Genomic DNA, 18,525 nt, shown 5'->3' with positions numbered 1-18,525 from the left:
TAGTTAAGATACTTGTTCTAATGTTGCTTGGCATACTTTAACGATATCCATTGTCTGCTCAAAATCATGCACACGAATAATCTGAGCACCTTTCATTGCAGCAATGCTTGCACATGCCAAGCTTCCAGATACTGCCTGCGTAGGCTCGATATCCAGTAGTTTAAAAATCATTGATTTACGCGACATTCCCGCCAAGATAGGAAGACCTAATTGATGGAAACGTTCTAAATTTGCAAGCAATTGGTAATTATGCGCTAAGGTTTTACCAAATCCAAACCCAGGATCAAGAATTAACTTATCTTTTGCGATACCAACCGATTGGCAAGCAACAATTCGCTCTTCTAAAAACGTAGATACATCAGTAAATAGATCGTTATAGATAGGATTAGATTGCATTGTGCGTGGTTGGCCTTGCATATGCATTAGACAAACAGGTACGTTTGCTTTCGCTGCAACTTCCAATGCGTTTGGCTCTTGCAATGCGCGTACATCATTAATTAAATCAGCGCCGGCTTTAACCCCTTCCTCCATCACAACGGCTTTACTTGTATCGATCGATATCCACGTATCAAATCGTTGGTGTATTGCTTCAATAATTGGAAGAACTCTATCTAACTCTTGTTGAAGATCTACCTCAGGCGCACCTGGCCTTGTTGACTCACCACCAATATCAATAAAGCTGACACCTGCATTTACCATTTTTTCCGCTTGTTTTAACGCAGCATCTAAATGAGTAAATTTACCACCATCAGAAAAAGAGTCCGGCGTAACATTAAGGATCCCCATTACATGAGAGCGATCCAGTATTAGCGTCTTATCTTTACTTATCAATTTCATGATCAGTCCTTTTTAAATACAAAAACCCCGAGCATAACTCGGGGTTTATTTTTAACTTAATTCATCTTATTTTTCTGATGAATCTGAATCACTCTTAGTATCTTCAGTTGGTTGCGTTGTTTTTTCTTCCTCAACCTTCTCTTCTACTTTTGATTCTTCTTCCGCTTTTTGCGCAGGTTTTTCTTCTTTCGCTTGAGGTTGATTGTCATCACCCCAACCTTGTGGTTCACGAATTTCTGCTTTACGGTCCATCAAGTCATCAATCTGACCTGCATCAATCGTTTCAAATGTCATCAGTGCATCTTTCATTGCATGCATGATATCCATATTATCTTCAAGGATCTGTCTAGCGCGAGCATAGTTACGATCAATGATGGTACGGATTTCAGCATCAATAAGCTTCAATGTTTCTGGTGATACATGTTTTGACTGGTGAGAACCGCCGTGACCTGAGAATGGGTCACCTTGGTCTTCTGCGTATAATAATGGTCCTAGCGCATCCGAGAAACCCCACTGGGTTACCATTTTACGTGCAATATCAGTTGCTCGTTCAATGTCATTTGATGCACCAGTTGATACTTTATCAACACCGTAGATAAGCTCTTCAGCCAATCGACCACCGTATAGACTTGAAATCATAGATTCTAAGTGCTGACGGTTCATACTTACTCGGTCTTGCTCAGGTAAGTACATCGTTACACCTAGCGCACGGCCACGTGGAATGATTGATACTTTATACACTGGATCGTGTTCAGGAACTAAACGACCAACAATAGCATGACCCGCTTCATGATACGCAGTCGAGGCTTTCGTCTCTTCTGTCATTACCATTGATTTACGCTCTGCACCCATCATGATTTTGTCTTTCGCAAGCTCAAACTCAACCATTGATACAACACGCTTATTAGTTCGAGCAGCGAATAACGCAGCCTCGTTCACTAAGTTTGCTAAGTCAGCACCAGAGAAACCCGGTGTACCACGAGCAATAAGCGATGGTTCAACACCACCCGCTAATGGCACTTTACGCATATGAACTTGAAGAATTTGTTCACGACCACGAATATCCGGTAAACCTACAACAACTTGACGGTCAAAACGGCCTGGACGTAATAACGCCGCATCCAGAACATCAGGACGGTTAGTTGCAGCAACGACGATAATACCTTCGTTACCTTCAAAACCATCCATCTCAACCAACATTTGGTTTAGTGTTTGTTCACGTTCATCATTACCACCACCAACACCAGCGCCACGTTGACGACCTACAGCATCGATTTCATCGATAAAGATAATACAAGGAGATGATTTCTTCGCTTGTTCAAACATGTCACGCACACGAGATGCACCAACACCAACGAACATTTCAACGAAGTCAGAACCTGAAATTGAGAAGAACGGTACTTTAGCTTCACCAGCAATCGCTTTTGCAATCAGTGTTTTACCCGTACCAGGAGGTCCGACTAAAAGAACACCTGTTGGGATTTTACCACCCAACTTTTGGAAACGACTTGGTTCACGTAAGTAATCAACCAACTCTTTAACGTCTTCTTTTGCTTCATCACAACCAGCAACATCATCAAACGTTGTTTTGATCTGCTCTTCAGTCATCATCTTGGCTTTGCTTTTACCAAAGGACATTGCCCCTTTGCCACCGCCGCCTTGCATTTGACGCATAAAGAAGATCCAAACACCAATAAGAAGAATCATTGGGAACCACGAAATAAAGATAGACTCAAGTAAGCTCTGCTCTTCAGGCGGTGTTCCTTTAACGATTACGTTTTGGTTAATAAGGTCATCAAGCAATTTAGGATCTTGGAATACAGGCATGTATGTCACATAACGAGTACCGTCACGCTTCATTACCTTTATTTCACGATTATTAAAGGTTGCTTCTTGTACCTGACTATTACCCACTTCTTTTACAAAGGTGGTGTAGTCAATCGAACGACCAGAGCTATCACTCGGTCCAAAGCTTTGGAATACTGACATTAAAACGACAGCAATAACTAGCCATAATATTAGATTTTTTGCCATGTCACTCAAGGTGTTAACCCCGCGTTAACTAAATAGATGAAAGATAGAGTACTACAGTTTATAAGCTGTAGCTACTACGTACGAATTATCCTTTGTAACCAGTGGCTACAATATACACTTCACGAGAACGTGCACGTGATGAATCTGGTTTTCTAATCTTAACAACTTTGAACATAGCACGCACTTCTTGTAAGTATGCATCAAAGCTTTCACCTTGGAATACTTTCACTGTGAAGCTGCCGTTAGGCGCCAATACTTGACGGCACATATCCAGCGCAAGCTCAACAAGATACATAGCTCTTGGTTGATCTACTGCTGGGTTACCCGCCATATTTGGAGCCATATCAGACATTACTACATCAACCATATTCGGTTTAATGCGCTCAAGCAATGCGTCTAGTACTGCTTCTTCCCTAAAGTCCCCCTGCAAAAAGCTCACACCTGCGATTGAGTCCATAGCTAAAATATCACAAGCAATTACTTGTCCAGAATCACCAACTTGTTCAACCGCGTATTGTGACCACCCGCCAGGAGCAGCACCAAGGTCAACCACCGTCATTCCAGGCTTTAATAACTTGTCTTTATTTTGAATTTCTTCAATCTTAAAAATAGCACGAGAGCGATAGCCTCTTTTCTGCGCTTCAAGAACGTATTTATCATCAAAATGTTCTTTTAACCAGCGGCCAGAGCTTGCTGAAAGTTTATTCTTACTCATGCATTACCTAAAAATACTTAATTTAAATTAGAAGACTGAAACAAAAAATAGTCTTCAGGGATAGATGGCGTTAGAATAGGCTGTTTTCAACCCTTAATATAGAAAAAATCGGGTATATATGAACCTAAGCACAAAACAGAAGCAACACCTTAAAGGCCTTGCTCACAATTTAAAACCCGTTGTAATGATGGGCTCAAATGGTCTTACTGAAGCTGTAGTAGCTGAAATTGAGATTGCTCTTAACCACCACGAGCTAATCAAAGTTAAAATCGCTTCTGAAGATCGTGAAACTAAACTATTGATTGTTGACGCAATCATTCGTGAAACAGAAGCTGAAAAAGTACAAGTTATCGGTAAGACTCTTGTTCTATTCCGTGCTAGTGAAGCTCGTAAAATCGAGATCCCTAGAAAATAATTTCTACACTAATTCTGTAAGAAATTAAAAAGGCCGTCTTAGTTTTCTTCTTTTAAAGATAACTACGCGGCCTTTATATTTTCTATCGTAGTAACACTTAAATGTACTCTACTTTTTCTATTTCAAGCTCTTTAGTGCCACCAGGAGTCTGAATGTTCACTTCATCTCCTTCCATTTTGCCAATTAAACCACGAGCAATCGGAGAATTTACAGAAATACGACCTTCTTTAATACTTGCTTCATCATCTGCAACGATCTGATATTTTACTTCTTCATCAGTGTTCACATCGATCAGCATTACTGTCGCACCAAAAATAACCTTACCAGTATTGGTCATTTTGGTTACATCAATAACTTGCGCCATTGATAGCTTATATTCGATATCACGGATCTGTGCTTCACAAATACCTTGCTCTTCACGAGCTGCATGATACTCCGCGTTTTCTTTCAAATCACCAAGCTCACGAGCTTCACCAATTGCTTTTGAAATCAAAGGGCGACGCTTTAATAATACGTCTAGTTCATCACGCAGTAGCTTCTCGCCACGTACCGTCATTGGTACCTTATTCATATTTTCTACCTCTAAAGCTGAAATTACAAATTCAGCAAATAAAAATCCCACCAAGGCTGACTTACTGCAACAATTTGCGAATAAGAACATAATCCTAAGTGTATCTGTTTAAGTTTAATTTGCTCTAGTGTAAACAAAGAAATGGCTTTTATCACCTATTCTGTTGCTTGTTTCTGATATTTGTTTGCTAGAAGGACCGCAACAGAAGTAAGAAGTTCGTCTCAAAAATAAAAACACCTCTTAAAACAAGATATTATTAAATATAAATTGAGAGATTCATCACATTATTTTTATAGCTAAAACTAAAAAAAACATAAAATAAGCTTTGGCTCAAATTCTATACAAACTTATCACTAAATTTATAAACATCTGATTTTTAATGATAAGGATCACAAAAAAATAATTAAAAACAGCGTTCAATTGCAGTTTTTAGATTGTTTTACTAACCTTTTAGCCGCAATACCCCTGAAAATATAGCTATTGAAACAGTGAAGCAGGATGATAACTATTCTTAAACATAAGAAGTTATTCATCATGTACTTCATTTAAAATGGACATAATCTCCTCCACCCTTATAGGAATTAGAATAATGATGAACAAAAAAGTACTAGCTCTAGCAGTAGCAGCAATTACTTCAGCTGGCGCAGTAAACGCAGCAGAAATCTACAAAGGCGCAGACCAAACTCTAGAAATGGGCGGCCGTGCTGAAGCTCGTCTATTCGCTCAAGATGGTGACGTTTCTGATAACACTCGTGTACGTCTAAACTTTAAAGGCACGACTCAAATCTCTGACGGCCTATACGGTGTTGGTTTCTACGAAGGTGAATTCACTAACAACGAACAAGGTGGTGTTGACACTGCTGGTGGTTCAAATCTTGATAACCGTTACACATACGCAGGTATCGGCGGTAACTTCGGTGAAGTAACTTACGGTAAAAACGACGGCGCACTAGGTGTTATCACTGACTTTACCGATATCATGGCTTACCACGGTAACTCAGCAGCAACTAAAATTGCAGTAGCTGACCGTACAGATAACAACCTTGGCTACAAAGGCACATTTGGTGACTTCTCTGCTAAAGTAAACTACCGTTTTGATGATTCAGCAAACACTGAATCTAACGATGGTTACGCACTATCTGGTATCTACGCATTTGGCGATTCAGGCTTTAAACTAGGTGGCGGCTACGCAGACCAAGCTGATAGCAACGAAGCAATGCTAGCAGCATCTATGGTAATGGGTGACCTATACTTCGCTGGTACTTTCACTACTGGTGAAGTATCTAAAGAAGACTACACTGGTTACGAAGTTGCAGCTGCATACACTATGGGTAAGACAGTATTCACATCAACGTATAACAACGCTGACCACGATGGTTCTGTAGCTAATGCTACTCGTGGAGACAATAACCTAAGCGCTGATAACTTAGCATTTGATGCAACTTACTTCTTCAATGCTAACTTCCGTACTTACGCATCATACAACTTCAACCTACTTGATACTGATGGCAAAAAAGGCATCACTAAATCAATGACTGAAGATTCTCTAGCTCTAGGTATGCGTTACGACTTCTAATCAGTCCTAACTCTTACTTAAATAAAGCGCTCACCTCGGTGGGCGTTTTTTATTTGTGACATTCCATTAATTTTTCCCTATTCATTACACATCAAACGCTGCAAGCGCTAAGATACTCTCAATTATCTTTATATTGAGTGCATCATGTCTTTTTCTCGTTTTACTCTATTGGGCCTTGCCCTATTCTCATGCTCAAGCTTTGCTAGCATTCAACACTCGCTTAATACCCTCCCTGCAGGAAGTCGAACCGCCATTGTGGTTGAAGAAATATCTTCACAGGATATTGAATATCAACAAAAGCAAGATGAACTTCTGCCCCCTGCGAGTACCTTAAAAGTTGCCACTGCATTAGCGGCTCGACTCGCATTAGGAAAAGAGTTCACCTTTACAACCTCTCTATATAAAGCCGATAAAGATGTAGTGCTGACTTTCACTGGTGATCCATCTCTATCACGTAAGCAGCTCTCTTCTCTATTTGATGAAAGTGATATCAAAGCTATTCAAGGCGATTTATGGATCGACGGCACGATTTTCACAGGTTATGAGCGAGCTGTTGGTTGGCCATGGGATATTCTAGGCGTGTGTTATAGTGCCCCATCAAGTGCATTAAGTATTGATGAGAACTGTGTGCAAGCTTCGATCACAACTCATGATGATGGAAGTACCAGAGTCTTTGTTCCTATTCATCAACCTATCTCTTTTTCTAGCTACGCTAAAAGTGTGAGTAGAGAAGAACAAAAATCGACCTTCTGCGATCTAGAACTAACCACTCAAGGTAACCATTATGAGCTAAATGGCTGCTTGGTTAATCGTAATAAACCGCTTCCTCTAAAGTTTGCAGTGCAAGACACACAAGATTTCACCGAGCAAACGGTGCTTAAGATTTTAAATGAACACAATATTAAACTTAATGGCGAGGTGCGTTTTGGAAAACCAGATACGCCACTTATTACTAATAATAAATTAGCAATGCACAGCTCAAAGCCATTAATGGAATTGTTGGATCACATGCTTAAAAAATCAGATAACCACTACGCTGATAACTTAACCAAGATGCTAGGTCATTTGAATTACCAACAAGCAGGTAGCTTCACCAATGGCACCGCAGCAATTAAAGATATCTTATTAAAACAAGCGAATATTGATTTGAGCAATGCAGTACTGGTTGATGGCTCTGGTTTATCTCGTAATAACCGAATGACCGCAAATCAAATGAAATCAATCCTGCAGTATCTCTATAAATACGATAATGAATTAGGTTTGATCGAACTATTACCGACATCAGGTATTGATGGCACACTAAAATATCGTAACAGCATGCGTAAAGAGCCAGTTAAAGGCGGAATGAAATCTAAAAGTGGTTCGTTGTTTGGTAGCTATAATATGGCAGGATTTGTCGGCCTAGAAAACAAGGAGCCTCTACTGTTTGTTCAATTTGTTGCAGATTACCACCCTGTTGCAGCAAAGAAAGGATCGACACCGGTTGAACGCCCTATTGATACCTTTGAGAAAAGCTTTTACCAAGAGTTAATTGAACTCTCAAAAGATTAGGGCTTTATGTCTCTAATTGACTGCATTAGATTAACTAGAAAAGATAAATGAAAAAATCCCGAAGAACTCTCATTCTTCGGGATTTTTATTACTTAACTAATATTGTTACTTAGCCAGTTTCGTAATTAAGCGTATTTAGCTGCTACTTTAGCGTGTAGCTCTTGAACAGAGTTAACCGTGTTACGGTCATCTGCTTCATGCGCTAAACAACTCGCAAACGCTGCATTTAGCGTTGTTGTGTAGTTCACTTTTTCAGCCAATGCACCACGACGTAATACTTTAGAATCTTCAATCGCTTGACGACCTGCTGCAGTATTTACGATGTAGGTGTATTCACCATTCTTGATACGGTCAAGAATGTGAGGGCGACCTTCGTGTACCTTGTTTACTAGACGAGGGTTAATACCCGCTTCGCCAAGAATAACCGCTGTACCATGAGTAGCATCTAGTTGGTAACCCAATTTAACAAGGTGTTTTGCTAAATCTACAACACGTTTCTTATCGCCTTCACGAACAGAAAGTAATGCTCGACCGCCTTCTGGGTACTCTTTGCTACAACCTAATTCTGCTTTTGCAAATGCTTCAGCAAACGTTGCACCAACACCCATAACTTCACCTGTTGAGCGCATTTCAGGGCCTAACAGTGGGTCAACACCAGGGAACTTGTTGAACGGTAATACGACTTCTTTAACAGAGAAGTAAGGTGGGATAATCTCTTTTGTAAAGCCTTGAGACTCAAGAGACTGACCCGCCATTACACGTGCAGCAATCTTAGCAACTGGCGCACCTGTCGCTTTAGATACGAATGGAACCGTACGTGCAGCACGAGGGTTAACTTCAATTAAGTAAACTTTGTTATCTTTAACGGCAAACTGTGTATTCATTAAGCCACGAACACCTAGCTCGAATGCTAGCTTACGTACTTGATCACGCATCACATCTTGGATTTCTTCGCTTAACGTATAAGCAGGAAGAGAACACGCTGAGTCACCTGAGTGAACACCCGCTTGTTCGATGTGTTCCATGATACCAGCGATAACCACTTGCTCACCGTCACAGATTGCATCTACATCAACTTCGATTGCATCATCTAAGAAGCTATCAAGAAGTACTGGAGATTCATTTGAAACGCTTACTGCTTCGTTGAAGTAACGACGTAAGTCTTGCTCATCGTATACGATTTCCATCGCACGACCACCAAGAACATAAGAAGGACGAACAACTAATGGGAAGCCTATTTCGCGAGATTTCTCAATAGCTTGTTCCATTGTCGTTACGGTTGCGTTTTCTGGTTGTAGAAGGCCTAGACGGTCTACAGCAACTTGGAAGCGCTCACGGTCTTCTGCACGGTCGATAGCGTCTGGGCTTGTACCAATAATTGGAACGCCAGCAGCTTCAAGAGCACGAGCCAGTTTAAGTGGTGTTTGACCACCGTACTGAACAATAACGCCCTTTGGTTTTTCAATACGAGCAATAGCTAGTACATCTTCCAGAGTTACTGGTTCAAAGTATAGACGGTCAGACGTATCGTAATCAGTAGAAACAGTCTCAGGATTACAGTTAACCATGATAGTTTCGTAGCCATCTTCACGAAGTGCTAACGATGCGTGTACACAACAGTAATCAAACTCAATACCCTGGCCGATACGGTTTGGACCGCCACCTAAGATCATGATCTTATCTTTATCTGTTGGGTTTGCTTCACACTCTTCATCGTAAGATGAGTACATGTAAGCCGTATCTGAAGAGAACTCAGCCGCACAGGTATCTACACGCTTGTAAACAGGGTGAATATCATGTTGGTCACGAAGACGACGGATCTCGCTTTCTGCAACACCTAATAATTTAGATAAACGCGCATCAGCAAAACCTTTACGCTTAAGTTTACGAAGGCTATCCGCTGTTAAGCTAGCGAAACCGCCCGCTTTAACTGCTTCTTCTTCTTTTACTAAATCTTCAATTTGAACTAAGAACCAACGGTCAACGTTTGTTAAATTAAATACGCCATCTACTGACATGCCAGCACGGAATGCATCGGCGATATACCAGATACGCTCTGCACCTGCGTCTTTTAATTCGTGACGGATCTTAGTTAATGCATCAGGAGCATCAAGATCAACCATTTCATCAAAACCATCCGCGCCAACTTCTAGGCCACGAAGTGCTTTTTGTAGTGATTCTTGTTGGTTACGGCCGATAGCCATAACTTCACCAACTGATTTCATCTGTGTTGTTAGACGATCATTTGCCCCTGCGAATTTTTCGAAGTTAAAACGAGGGATCTTAGTAACAACGTAATCAATTGTTGGTTCGAATGATGCTGGTGTTGCGCCACCTGTAATATCATTCATTAACTCATCAAGTGTATAACCAATCGCAAGTTTCGCTGCAATTTTAGCAATAGGGAAACCCGTAGCTTTAGATGCAAGCGCAGATGAACGTGATACACGTGGGTTCATCTCGATGATAACCATACGGCCATCTTTCGGGTTAATACCAAACTGTACGTTTGAACCACCCGTTTCAACACCAATCTCACGCAGTACTGCTAGAGAAGCATTACGCATTAATTGGTATTCTTTATCTGTTAGCGTTTGAGCTGGAGCTACAGTGATTGAGTCACCTGTATGGATGCCCATTGCATCGAAGTTTTCAATCGCACATACGATGATACAGTTGTCGTTCTTATCACGAACCACTTCCATCTCATACTCTTTCCAACCGATTAATGATTCATCGATTAGAAGCTCGTTGGTTGGAGATAAGTCCAAACCACGGCGACAAATTTCTTCAAACTCTTCCTTGTTATAAGCGATACCACCGCCCGTTCCACCCATCGTAAATGATGGACGAATAATACAAGGGAAGCCTACCATCTCTAGAACTCTGTAAGCTTCTTCCATTGTTTTTGCAGTATCAGCCGTTGGACACTCAAGACCAATTGACTTCATTGCTTTATCGAAACGTGAACGGTCTTCTGCTTTATCAATTGCATCAGCCGTTGCACCAATCATCTCAACACCGAATTCAGCAAGCACACCGTGCTTTTCTAAATCAAGCGCACAGTTCAATGCTGTTTGGCCACCCATTGTAGGTAGAACTGCATCTGGACGCTCTTTTTCGATGATGTTACGAACCACTTCCCAATGGATAGGTTCAATGTACGTTGCATCAGCCATGTCTGGGTCAGTCATGATTGTTGCTGGGTTAGAGTTCACAAGGATAACGCGGTAGCCTTCTTCACGAAGTGCTTTACACGCTTGTGCACCAGAGTAGTCAAATTCACATGCTTGGCCGATTACGATTGGGCCTGCACCTAGAATTAGAACGCTTTTAATATCAGTACGTTTTGGCATCTTATTACTACTCCGAATTAAGCTTTATGCTGCTGAATCAATTCAATGAAATGGTCAAATAATGGCGCTGCATCATGTGGACCTGGGCTTGCTTCAGGGTGACCTTGGAAGCTAAATGCTGGCTTATCTGTACGATGAATGCCTTGCAGAGTGCCATCAAACAATGATTTATGTGTTGCACGTAAATTTTCTGGAAGTGTTTCTTCATCTGCCGCAAAACCGTGGTTCTGTGCAGTGATCATAACTACATCACGATCCAAATCTTTAACAGGGTGGTTTGCACCGTGGTGACCAAACTTCATTTTTACTGTTTGAGCGCCTGATGCTAGAGCAAGAATTTGGTGACCAAGACAGATACCAAAGATTGGTAGACCTTTTTCTAAGAACACTTTCGTTGCTTCAATTGCGTAAGTACACGGCGCTGGATCACCAGGGCCATTTGATAGGAATACGCCATCTGGATTCATTGCTAACACTTCTTCAGCTGAAGTTTGTGCAGGAACTACTGTTAGGCGACAACCGCGGTCTACTAACATACGCAGGATGTTACGTTTAGCACCGAAATCGTAAGCTACAACGTGAAATGGTAATTCACTGTCTGCTTTTTCTTCTGGCAGACCGCCAGTCAGTGTCCAAGAACCTTGCTTCCATTGGTAAGCTTCAGAAGTTGTTACTTCTTTCGCTAAATCCATTCCCTTAAGACCTGGGAACTCTTTTGCTTGAGCAAGTGCGAATGCTTCATCTAAATTGTTACCCGCTAAGATACAACCGTTTTGAGCACCTTTTTCACGCAAAATTCGAGTCAGCTTACGCGTATCGATATCAGCAATGCCGACAATGTTTTGAGATTTAAGATATTCAGAAAGAGTTTGTTCACTGCGGAAGTTTGAAGCTAGAAGAGGAAGATCGCGAATCACAAGGCCTTGAGCGTGGATAGAAGAAGATTCTTCATCTTCGGAATTGATTCCGGTATTGCCAATGTGAGGATAAGTAAGAGTAACGATTTGTTGAGAATAGGAAGGATCAGTAAGAATTTCTTGGTACCCCGTCATCGAGGTATTAAAAACGACTTCACCAACGGCCGAGCCATCTGCTCCAATCGATTGACCGCGGAACACTGTCCCATCTTCTAGGACTAACAGCGCTGATTTACTCAAGACAACCTCCAAACATAATAAACATTCAGTTTTTACAAATATTAATGCAAAACTGTTTTTTTAGACCCAAAATTCTAACTTCAAGTACGAATTTTGACAAATTGGCGAAATTCTAGAGATCTATGAGATTCCTGTCAACAAAAAACACATCTTAAAATGATTTTTTTAGGCAACTCACTACAAAAAAGTCATTTCAATAGCAAAACAATCACTTTAACCATCTAATATGATGATTATTTACCCTTAAAATGATTTCCTGCATATTCAATCTTTTTTCACCATAAGAAATTACTGTTCAAAATATAGCAAACGTTAAAACACCAAGTTAACAGTAAAAAATAGAGGCTTTATACAAAAAATCAGCCATAGCAAACAAAACAAGATATAAACTTAATAAATATGTGTCGTTCTATAAAAGAAAAGCAACGACATCAAATAGCCAAACCGTTTAATACGGTTCGCCATTCGTGCATAAAGCATGATTAACAGGTCGTTGCAGTATTTATAGTTAAAAAAAAGCCCGAATCAATAACGATTCGGGCTTAATATAAATATTATAGTTGATCCAACTCTAATACATCATGCATGGTATAAAAACCAGGGGATTTCTGATGAAGCCAGTGGGAAGCTCTCACTGCACCATTAGCAAACGTCATTCTATCCGTTGCTTTATGCGTAATTTCGACACGTTCACCAATATCTGCAAACATAGCAGTATGCTCTCCGACAATATCACCCGCACGAATGGTAGCAAAACCAATTTCATCTTTAGTTCGTTCACCGGTAATGCCCTCACGACTATACACGGCAACATCATCAAGCTTATTACCCATTGCACCTGCTATCGCCTCTCCCATACCAATAGCAGTACCTGAAGGCGCGTCTACTTTATAGCGGTGATGCGCTTCTACAATCTCAATATCACAATAATCACCCATCACTTTTGCTGCCTTTTCTAACAGCTTGAAGACAAGGTTAACACCAACACTGTAGTTAGGAGCCATAACAATAGGAATATCTTTTGAAGCTTGATCGATAAGCGCTTTACCTGGTTCACTAAAGCCTGTTGTACCAATGACAATCGCTTTTTTATGCTCTTGGCACAATTCGATATTTTTAAGCGTCGAAATAGGAAGAGTAAAATCAATAATCACATCAAAGTCATCAACGACTTTTGCTAAATCATCAACAATGGTAAGGCCCGATTTTCCTAATCCAGCCATCTCACCAACATCAACACCGATTAAGCTTGATTCTGGATGCTCGCTTGCGGCTGCAAGTACAGCAAACTGAGAGCCATTGACTGCTTTAATTAGGTTACGGCCCATTCTTCCTGCTGCGCCAGCAATTGCTACTCTTACCATTTTTCTTGCTCCTTTAAATGCTTATCCTTGCACTCTATCTTAATTCTTCTAGTTCGACTATATGAAGTTCTAAGACACCGTTTTTATTTGTAATTCTTTTGGTACTTCAAAGAACATATTTTCTTCACGTCCAGCTAATTCATCAACCGTCGTGCCACCAAGTGCTTTTACTTTCTCTATAATCTGATTAACAAGCTCTTCAGGAGCAGATGCACCCGCGGTGACGCCAATTTTAGCTTTCTCTGTTAACCATTCTTCTTTTAAATCTTCAGGGCAATCTATCAAATAACTGGTTGTGCCTAATTTTTCTGATAATTCACGAAGCCTATTTGAGTTCGATGAATTTTTAGAGCCTACGACTATCATAATATCGACTTGGTTAGCCATATCTCGCACCGCATCTTGACGATTTTGTGTTGCATAACAAATGTCATCTTTGCGTGGGCCTTGAATCTCAGGGAATACACGGCGAAGTTCATCAATGACGTCTGCTGTTTCATCAACAGACAGTGTTGTTTGACTTACGTAATGTAGGTTGCTTTCATCACGAACACTCAGCTTTTCAACATCCGCTGGTGTTTCAACTAAATACATTCCACCCGCTTCGCTAGTATATTGCCCCATCGTACCTTCAACCTCAGGATGACCTGCATGACCAATCAATACGACTTCTATATTCTTCTTACTAGCACGAGCAACTTCCATATGAACTTTTGTTACTAATGGGCAAGTTGCATCAAACACGGTTAATGCACGATCTTTTGCTTCTTTACGTACCGCTTGAGAAACACCGTGAGCTGAAAAAATAACGATATTATCGTCAGGTACTTCATCTAACTCTTTAATAAAAATAGCACCACGCTGTTTTAAACCCTCAACAACAAAGCGGTTATGTACCACTTCATTACGTACATAAATAGGGGCTTCATACAATTCAAGAGCTCGCTCAACAATACTAATGGCACGATCGACGCCAGCACAAAATCCACGAGGGTTAGCTAATACTATTTTCATTTTTTATCTCTATTTAGTGTTGGTTTAACCAACCGCTACAATTTCTACGTCAAAGATAACATCTTGACCCGCTAATGGGTGATTAAAATCAACCGTAACTGAATCGCCAGCAATCTCGGTAATAATCCCTGGAATATCTACGCCATCAGGCCCACTGAATGCCATAATGGTACCCACCTCAGCGGCTGCATCTCCGACAAAACGACTTTTGTCCATATGATGAATATTATCAGGGTTAGGCAAACCAAAAGCATCTTCTGCGCCAAGCTCAATACTTTTTGATTGCTCGGCTTCTAAACCTAATAAACACTTCTCAAAGTTATCACTAATGCTGCCATCACCCATGGTGAATTTTGCCGCTTTTCCTCCAGTATGCGTACTGTCTGCAACTGAACCATCTTTTAGTTTGATTGTGAAATGTAGAGTGACTTCGCTATTGCTTTCAATTTTTGACATTTTCTTTCCCTAGATATCTTAATTTAGTACTTAAAAAAAACGCCACCTCGAGTTCACGGGCAGCGTTAATTTACTTTCTTTTTATTTACTGTGCTTTTTTACTAGTACGAAAACCATCTAGAATGATAAGTCCCGCACCAATACAAATTGCAGCATCTGCTAAATTGAAAGCTGGCCAGTGATAATTACCCCAATAGAAATCAAGGTAATCCACGACAAAGCCATGAACCAAGCGATCAAACACATTACCAATCGCACCGCCAATGATCAGTGCATAAGCCATGTTATTCAGTTTGTCAGTTTGCGGCGCTTTACGCATCCAATAACCTAATAAACTACACACAGCAACAGCAATACCAGTAAAGAACCAACGCTGCCAACCTGCTTGATCACTTAAAAAGCTAAATGCAGCACCATAGTTATGAACATAAAGAAAATTAAAGAATGGCAATACCTCAATGCGGTTTGCCCAACCATAACCCATCTCTTTCATCACAAATAATTTGATGCTGATGTCTGCCATAAAGATGATCCCCGCCAGCCATAGCCAGCGAAGTCCTGATTCTTTAAGCAGCGGTAATGTCTTATTATCGCTAGTCATTATGCAAATTTACGCTCTTCGCCTTCGCCGCTAACGTTAGATACACAACGACCACATACTTCTTCGTGACCTTCGATAGTACCTACATCAGCAACATGGTGCCAACAACGCTCACACTTCGCAGCTTCAGAAGCGGCAACATCTACAAACAGACCTTCAAGTTCTGTTGCTTTTGCTGATTCTGTTTTTTCGCTTAGTGGTTTCACTGTCGCACTTGATGTCAGAAGAACAAAACGTAACTCATCTTCAAGTTTATTAATTTTAGCCGCTAGTGCATCGTCTGCGTATAGCGTAACTTCAGCTTGAAGTGAACCACCGATAACTTTCTCACTACGAGCAGTTTCTAGCAGTTTGTTTACTGACGCACGAACCGCTTGGATTTCAGTCCAGAATTCATTATTAAATTCTTCGCCTTCAGCAAGATCAAACAGGCCTTGGTACCACTCACCTGTGAATACGAATTTCTCGCGCTCACCTGGCATTTCATTCCAGATCTCATCTGCTGTGAATGACATGATTGGTGCCATCCAACGAACAAGAGCTTCTACAATGTAGTAAAGCGCAGTTTGACAGCTACGTTGAGCGTGACCACTTTGCTTCGCTGTGTATTGGCGATCTTTAATTACGTCTAAGTAGAAAGAACCCATTTCGATTGAACAGAAGTGCATCAAACGCTGAGTTACTTCATGAAGATTGTATTCCTCAAAAGACTTAATGATCTCTTCTTGTGCAGCAAATGCACGACCAACAGCCCAGCGATCCAGAGCAACCATTTCTTCAGCAGGAACGATGTCTGTTTCTGGGTTAAAGCCGTTTAGGTTAGCTAAGAAGAAACGTGCTGTGTTACGAATACGACGGTATGCGTCAGCTGAACGTTTTAGGATTTCATCAGAAACCGCAACTTCGTTAGTGTAATCCGTTGAAGCAACCCATAAACGAAGAATATCTGCGCCTAGTTTGTTCGTTACGTCTTTTGGTGCAACTACGTTACCGATAGATTTAGACATCTTACGACCATTACCATCTACCACGAAACCGTGTGTTAGTACTTGGCGGTAAGGTGCTTTACCTTTCATTGCAACAGAAGAGATCAGTGATGATTGGAACCAACCACGGTGTTGATCTGAACCTTCTAAGTAAAGGTCAGCACTGTGTGTTCTTTCTTCTTTTTCTTCTGGGAAGTCATACTCTTCACGAGAATCAACAACCGAGAAGTGAGTAACACCTGAGTCAAACCATACGTCTAATGTATCTAATACTTTTTCGTATTTAGCAGCGTCATCTTCACCCATAAGCTCAGCGGCATCTACATCCCACCACGCTTGAATGCCTTTCTCTTCAACTAGCTTAGCTACTTTTTCAATTAGCTCTAGTGAATTAGGGTGTAGTTCAGAGGTTTCTTTGTGAACGAATAGAGCGATTGGCACACCCCAAGTACGTTGACGAGAAATACACCACTCAGGACGACCTTCGATCATACCTTCGATGCGGTTTTGACCCCACTCTGGCATCCACTCAACACTCTTCACTTCTTCTAATGCTTTTGCACGAAGACCCGCTTGATCCATTGAGATGAACCATTGTGGTGTTGCACGGAAGATAATTGGCGTTTTGTGTCTCCAGCAATGTGGGTAGCTGTGCTCGTACGCGTGGTGATGCAGTAATGCACCTTTCTCTTTTAACACTTCAAGAACTGAATCGTTCGCTTTGAATACGTGTTGACCAGCAAACAGTTCAGTATCAGGAAGGTATACACCGTTTGAACCTACTGGGTTTGCAATTTCTAGATCGTATTTCTTACCAACCACGAAATCTTCTTGACCGTGACCAGGGGCAGTATGAACGATACCTGTACCTGAATCTGTCGTTACGTGCTCGCCTAAAATAGCCGGAACCGTAAAGCCATAGAATGGGTGATTGAATTGAAGAAGCTCTAAATCAGACCCTTTTGCAAAACCTAAGTTATGGAAATGCTCGATACCAGCACGATCCATTACAGATTTAGCTAGCTCAGATGCAAGGATTAGACGTTGTGCTTTTTGCTCACCATGTGCTTCAACTTGAACTAATACGTATTCAAGATCAGCATGTAATGCTACTGCACGGTTAGCAGGAAGAGTCCAAGGTGTCGTTGTCCAGATAACAACCGATACTTCACCTTCACCTTGATGACCTTCAGGTGTGCTGAATTTTGCTAATGTTGCTGCTTCGTCTGCCGCAATAAAACGCACATCAATAGATGGAGATACTTTATCTTGGTATTCAACTTCTGCTTCAGCAAGTGCTGAACCACAATCTGTACACCAGTGAACAGGTTTAAAACCTTTAAGTAGGTGACCTTGGTCAGCAATTTTACCCAGTGAACGGATAATGTTTGCTTCAGTACCAAAATCCATAGTGCGGTATGGTTTGTCCCACTCGCCCATGATACCTAAACGCTTAAAGCTTTCTTTTTGGCCTTCAACTTGGCCTGCCGCGTATTTACGACACTCTTCACGGAATTCAGCCGCAGAGATTTTTTGACCTGGTTTGCCTTTTTTCTTCTCTACCATTAATTCAATTGGTAGACCGTGACAATCCCAACCAGGAATGTACGGCGCATCAAAGCCAGAAAGTGTCTTTGACTTAATAATAATGTCTTTAAGAATCTTGTTTAATGCGTGACCAATATGGATGTCACCATTTGCATAAGGAGGACCGTCGTGTAATACGAACGATTTCTTACCTTTTTTTGCTTTACGGATTTCACCGTAAAGATCTTCATCATACCAACGCTTCAGCATTTCTGGCTCACGATTAGCCAGGTTACCACGCATTGGGAATCCTGTTTCTGGCAGGTTCAAGGTATCTTTATAGTCACTCATTGATTCTTAATTCC

General features: G+C 41.1%; 14 protein-coding genes. 3 read left to right on the top strand and 11 right to left on the bottom strand.

Annotation, left to right across the window (positions count from 1 at the left end):
* Window positions 1–3 precede the first annotated feature (3 nt).
* The 3 genes from folP to rlmE form a co-directional block, all read right to left on the bottom strand.
* On the bottom strand, window positions 4–837 hold the full coding sequence (folP, locus tag AC2INI_RS02350) for a dihydropteroate synthase (protein WP_486305259.1): 834 nt from the start codon (window positions 835–837) through the stop codon (window positions 4–6).
* Between the two features lie 66 nt (window positions 838–903).
* Window positions 904–2,871 carry an ATP-dependent zinc metalloprotease FtsH gene (ftsH, locus tag AC2INI_RS02345; RefSeq protein ID WP_122036668.1) on the bottom strand — a complete coding sequence of 656 codons (1,968 nt, stop codon included), beginning with the start codon at window positions 2,869–2,871 and terminating at the stop codon, window positions 904–906.
* Between the two features lie 85 nt (window positions 2,872–2,956).
* Window positions 2,957–3,586: a 23S rRNA (uridine(2552)-2'-O)-methyltransferase RlmE gene (gene rlmE / locus AC2INI_RS02340; RefSeq protein ID WP_486305258.1), complete on the bottom strand. Its 630-nt coding sequence runs from the start codon at window positions 3,584–3,586 to the stop codon at window positions 2,957–2,959.
* A 118-nt stretch (window positions 3,587–3,704) separates the two neighbouring features.
* Between rlmE and yhbY the strand changes: the two genes are divergently transcribed.
* Window positions 3,705–4,001 carry a ribosome assembly RNA-binding protein YhbY gene (gene yhbY, locus AC2INI_RS02335; RefSeq protein WP_122036666.1) on the top strand — a complete coding sequence of 99 codons (297 nt, stop codon included), beginning with the start codon at window positions 3,705–3,707 and terminating at the stop codon, window positions 3,999–4,001.
* A gap of 97 nt (window positions 4,002–4,098) precedes the next feature.
* Here the strand turns inward: yhbY and greA are convergent, their stop codons facing one another.
* A complete protein-coding gene (gene greA, locus AC2INI_RS02330) occupies window positions 4,099–4,572 on the bottom strand; it encodes a transcription elongation factor GreA (protein ID WP_122036758.1) in 474 nt (157 codons plus the stop codon).
* A gap of 592 nt (window positions 4,573–5,164) precedes the next feature.
* Here greA and AC2INI_RS02325 point away from each other — a divergent pair.
* Together AC2INI_RS02325 and dacB are read left to right on the top strand one after the other, a co-directional pair.
* Entirely contained in the window at window positions 5,165–6,148 is a 984-nt protein-coding gene (locus AC2INI_RS02325; protein ID WP_486305683.1) for a porin, read from the top strand.
* A 144-nt stretch (window positions 6,149–6,292) separates the two neighbouring features.
* Window positions 6,293–7,699 (top strand): serine-type D-Ala-D-Ala carboxypeptidase, encoded by a 1,407-nt coding sequence (dacB, locus tag AC2INI_RS02320; RefSeq protein ID WP_486305257.1) that lies wholly within the window; start codon window positions 6,293–6,295, stop codon window positions 7,697–7,699.
* Between the two features lie 125 nt (window positions 7,700–7,824).
* Here the strand turns inward: dacB and carB are convergent, their stop codons facing one another.
* From carB to ileS, 7 genes are all read right to left on the bottom strand, one after another.
* Complete coding sequence (carB, locus tag AC2INI_RS02315) at window positions 7,825–11,055, bottom strand: carbamoyl-phosphate synthase large subunit (protein WP_122036663.1); 3,231 nt, start codon at window positions 11,053–11,055, stop codon at window positions 7,825–7,827.
* A 17-nt stretch (window positions 11,056–11,072) separates the two neighbouring features.
* Window positions 11,073–12,212, bottom strand: a complete 1,140-nt coding sequence (gene carA, locus AC2INI_RS02310; RefSeq protein WP_486305256.1) for a glutamine-hydrolyzing carbamoyl-phosphate synthase small subunit — start codon at window positions 12,210–12,212, stop codon at window positions 11,073–11,075.
* Window positions 12,213–12,766: 554 nt separating this feature from the next.
* Window positions 12,767–13,576, bottom strand: coding sequence for a 4-hydroxy-tetrahydrodipicolinate reductase (gene dapB, locus AC2INI_RS02305; RefSeq protein ID WP_122036662.1), 810 nt, complete (start codon window positions 13,574–13,576; stop codon window positions 12,767–12,769).
* 69 nt (window positions 13,577–13,645) lie between these two features.
* The gene (gene ispH / locus AC2INI_RS02300; RefSeq protein ID WP_045102849.1) at window positions 13,646–14,590 is read right to left on the bottom strand and encodes a 4-hydroxy-3-methylbut-2-enyl diphosphate reductase; all 945 of its coding nucleotides are present in this window, start codon (window positions 14,588–14,590) and stop codon (window positions 13,646–13,648) included.
* 24 nt (window positions 14,591–14,614) lie between these two features.
* On the bottom strand, window positions 14,615–15,046 hold the full coding sequence (gene fkpB / locus AC2INI_RS02295) for an FKBP-type peptidyl-prolyl cis-trans isomerase (protein WP_486305255.1): 432 nt from the start codon (window positions 15,044–15,046) through the stop codon (window positions 14,615–14,617).
* 85 nt (window positions 15,047–15,131) lie between these two features.
* Window positions 15,132–15,647 carry a signal peptidase II gene (gene lspA / locus AC2INI_RS02290; protein ID WP_045102851.1) on the bottom strand — a complete coding sequence of 172 codons (516 nt, stop codon included), beginning with the start codon at window positions 15,645–15,647 and terminating at the stop codon, window positions 15,132–15,134.
* Window positions 15,647–18,511, bottom strand: coding sequence for an isoleucine--tRNA ligase (ileS, locus tag AC2INI_RS02285; RefSeq protein WP_486305254.1), 2,865 nt, complete (start codon window positions 18,509–18,511; stop codon window positions 15,647–15,649). The genes lspA and ileS overlap by 1 nt, the downstream gene beginning before the upstream one ends.
* Window positions 18,512–18,525: the final 14 nt, after the last annotated feature.

Source organism: Aliivibrio friggae (assembly GCF_057368515.1).
The sequence above is the reverse complement of the archived record's forward strand: the minus strand, read 5'-3'. Positions and strand labels throughout refer to the sequence as shown.

Coding starts and splice junctions, on each gene's coding strand:
- folP (WP_486305259.1), bottom strand. CDS start 837: ATGAAATTGATAAGTAAAGATAAGACGCTAATACTGGATCGCTCTCAT.
- ftsH (WP_122036668.1), bottom strand. CDS start 2,871: ATGGCAAAAAATCTAATATTATGGCTAGTTATTGCTGTCGTTTTAATG.
- rlmE (WP_486305258.1), bottom strand. CDS start 3,586: ATGAGTAAGAATAAACTTTCAGCAAGCTCTGGCCGCTGGTTAAAAGAA.
- yhbY (WP_122036666.1), top strand. CDS start 3,705: ATGAACCTAAGCACAAAACAGAAGCAACACCTTAAAGGCCTTGCTCAC.
- greA (WP_122036758.1), bottom strand. CDS start 4,572: ATGAATAAGGTACCAATGACGGTACGTGGCGAGAAGCTACTGCGTGAT.
- AC2INI_RS02325 (WP_486305683.1), top strand. CDS start 5,165: ATGAACAAAAAAGTACTAGCTCTAGCAGTAGCAGCAATTACTTCAGCT.
- dacB (WP_486305257.1), top strand. CDS start 6,293: ATGTCTTTTTCTCGTTTTACTCTATTGGGCCTTGCCCTATTCTCATGC.
- carB (WP_122036663.1), bottom strand. CDS start 11,055: ATGCCAAAACGTACTGATATTAAAAGCGTTCTAATTCTAGGTGCAGGC.
- dapB (WP_122036662.1), bottom strand. CDS start 13,576: ATGGTAAGAGTAGCAATTGCTGGCGCAGCAGGAAGAATGGGCCGTAAC.
- ispH (WP_045102849.1), bottom strand. CDS start 14,590: ATGAAAATAGTATTAGCTAACCCTCGTGGATTTTGTGCTGGCGTCGAT.
- fkpB (WP_486305255.1), bottom strand. CDS start 15,046: ATGTCAAAAATTGAAAGCAATAGCGAAGTCACTCTACATTTCACAATC.
- lspA (WP_045102851.1), bottom strand. CDS start 15,647: ATGACTAGCGATAATAAGACATTACCGCTGCTTAAAGAATCAGGACTT.
- ileS (WP_486305254.1), bottom strand. CDS start 18,511: ATGAGTGACTATAAAGATACCTTGAACCTGCCAGAAACAGGATTCCCA.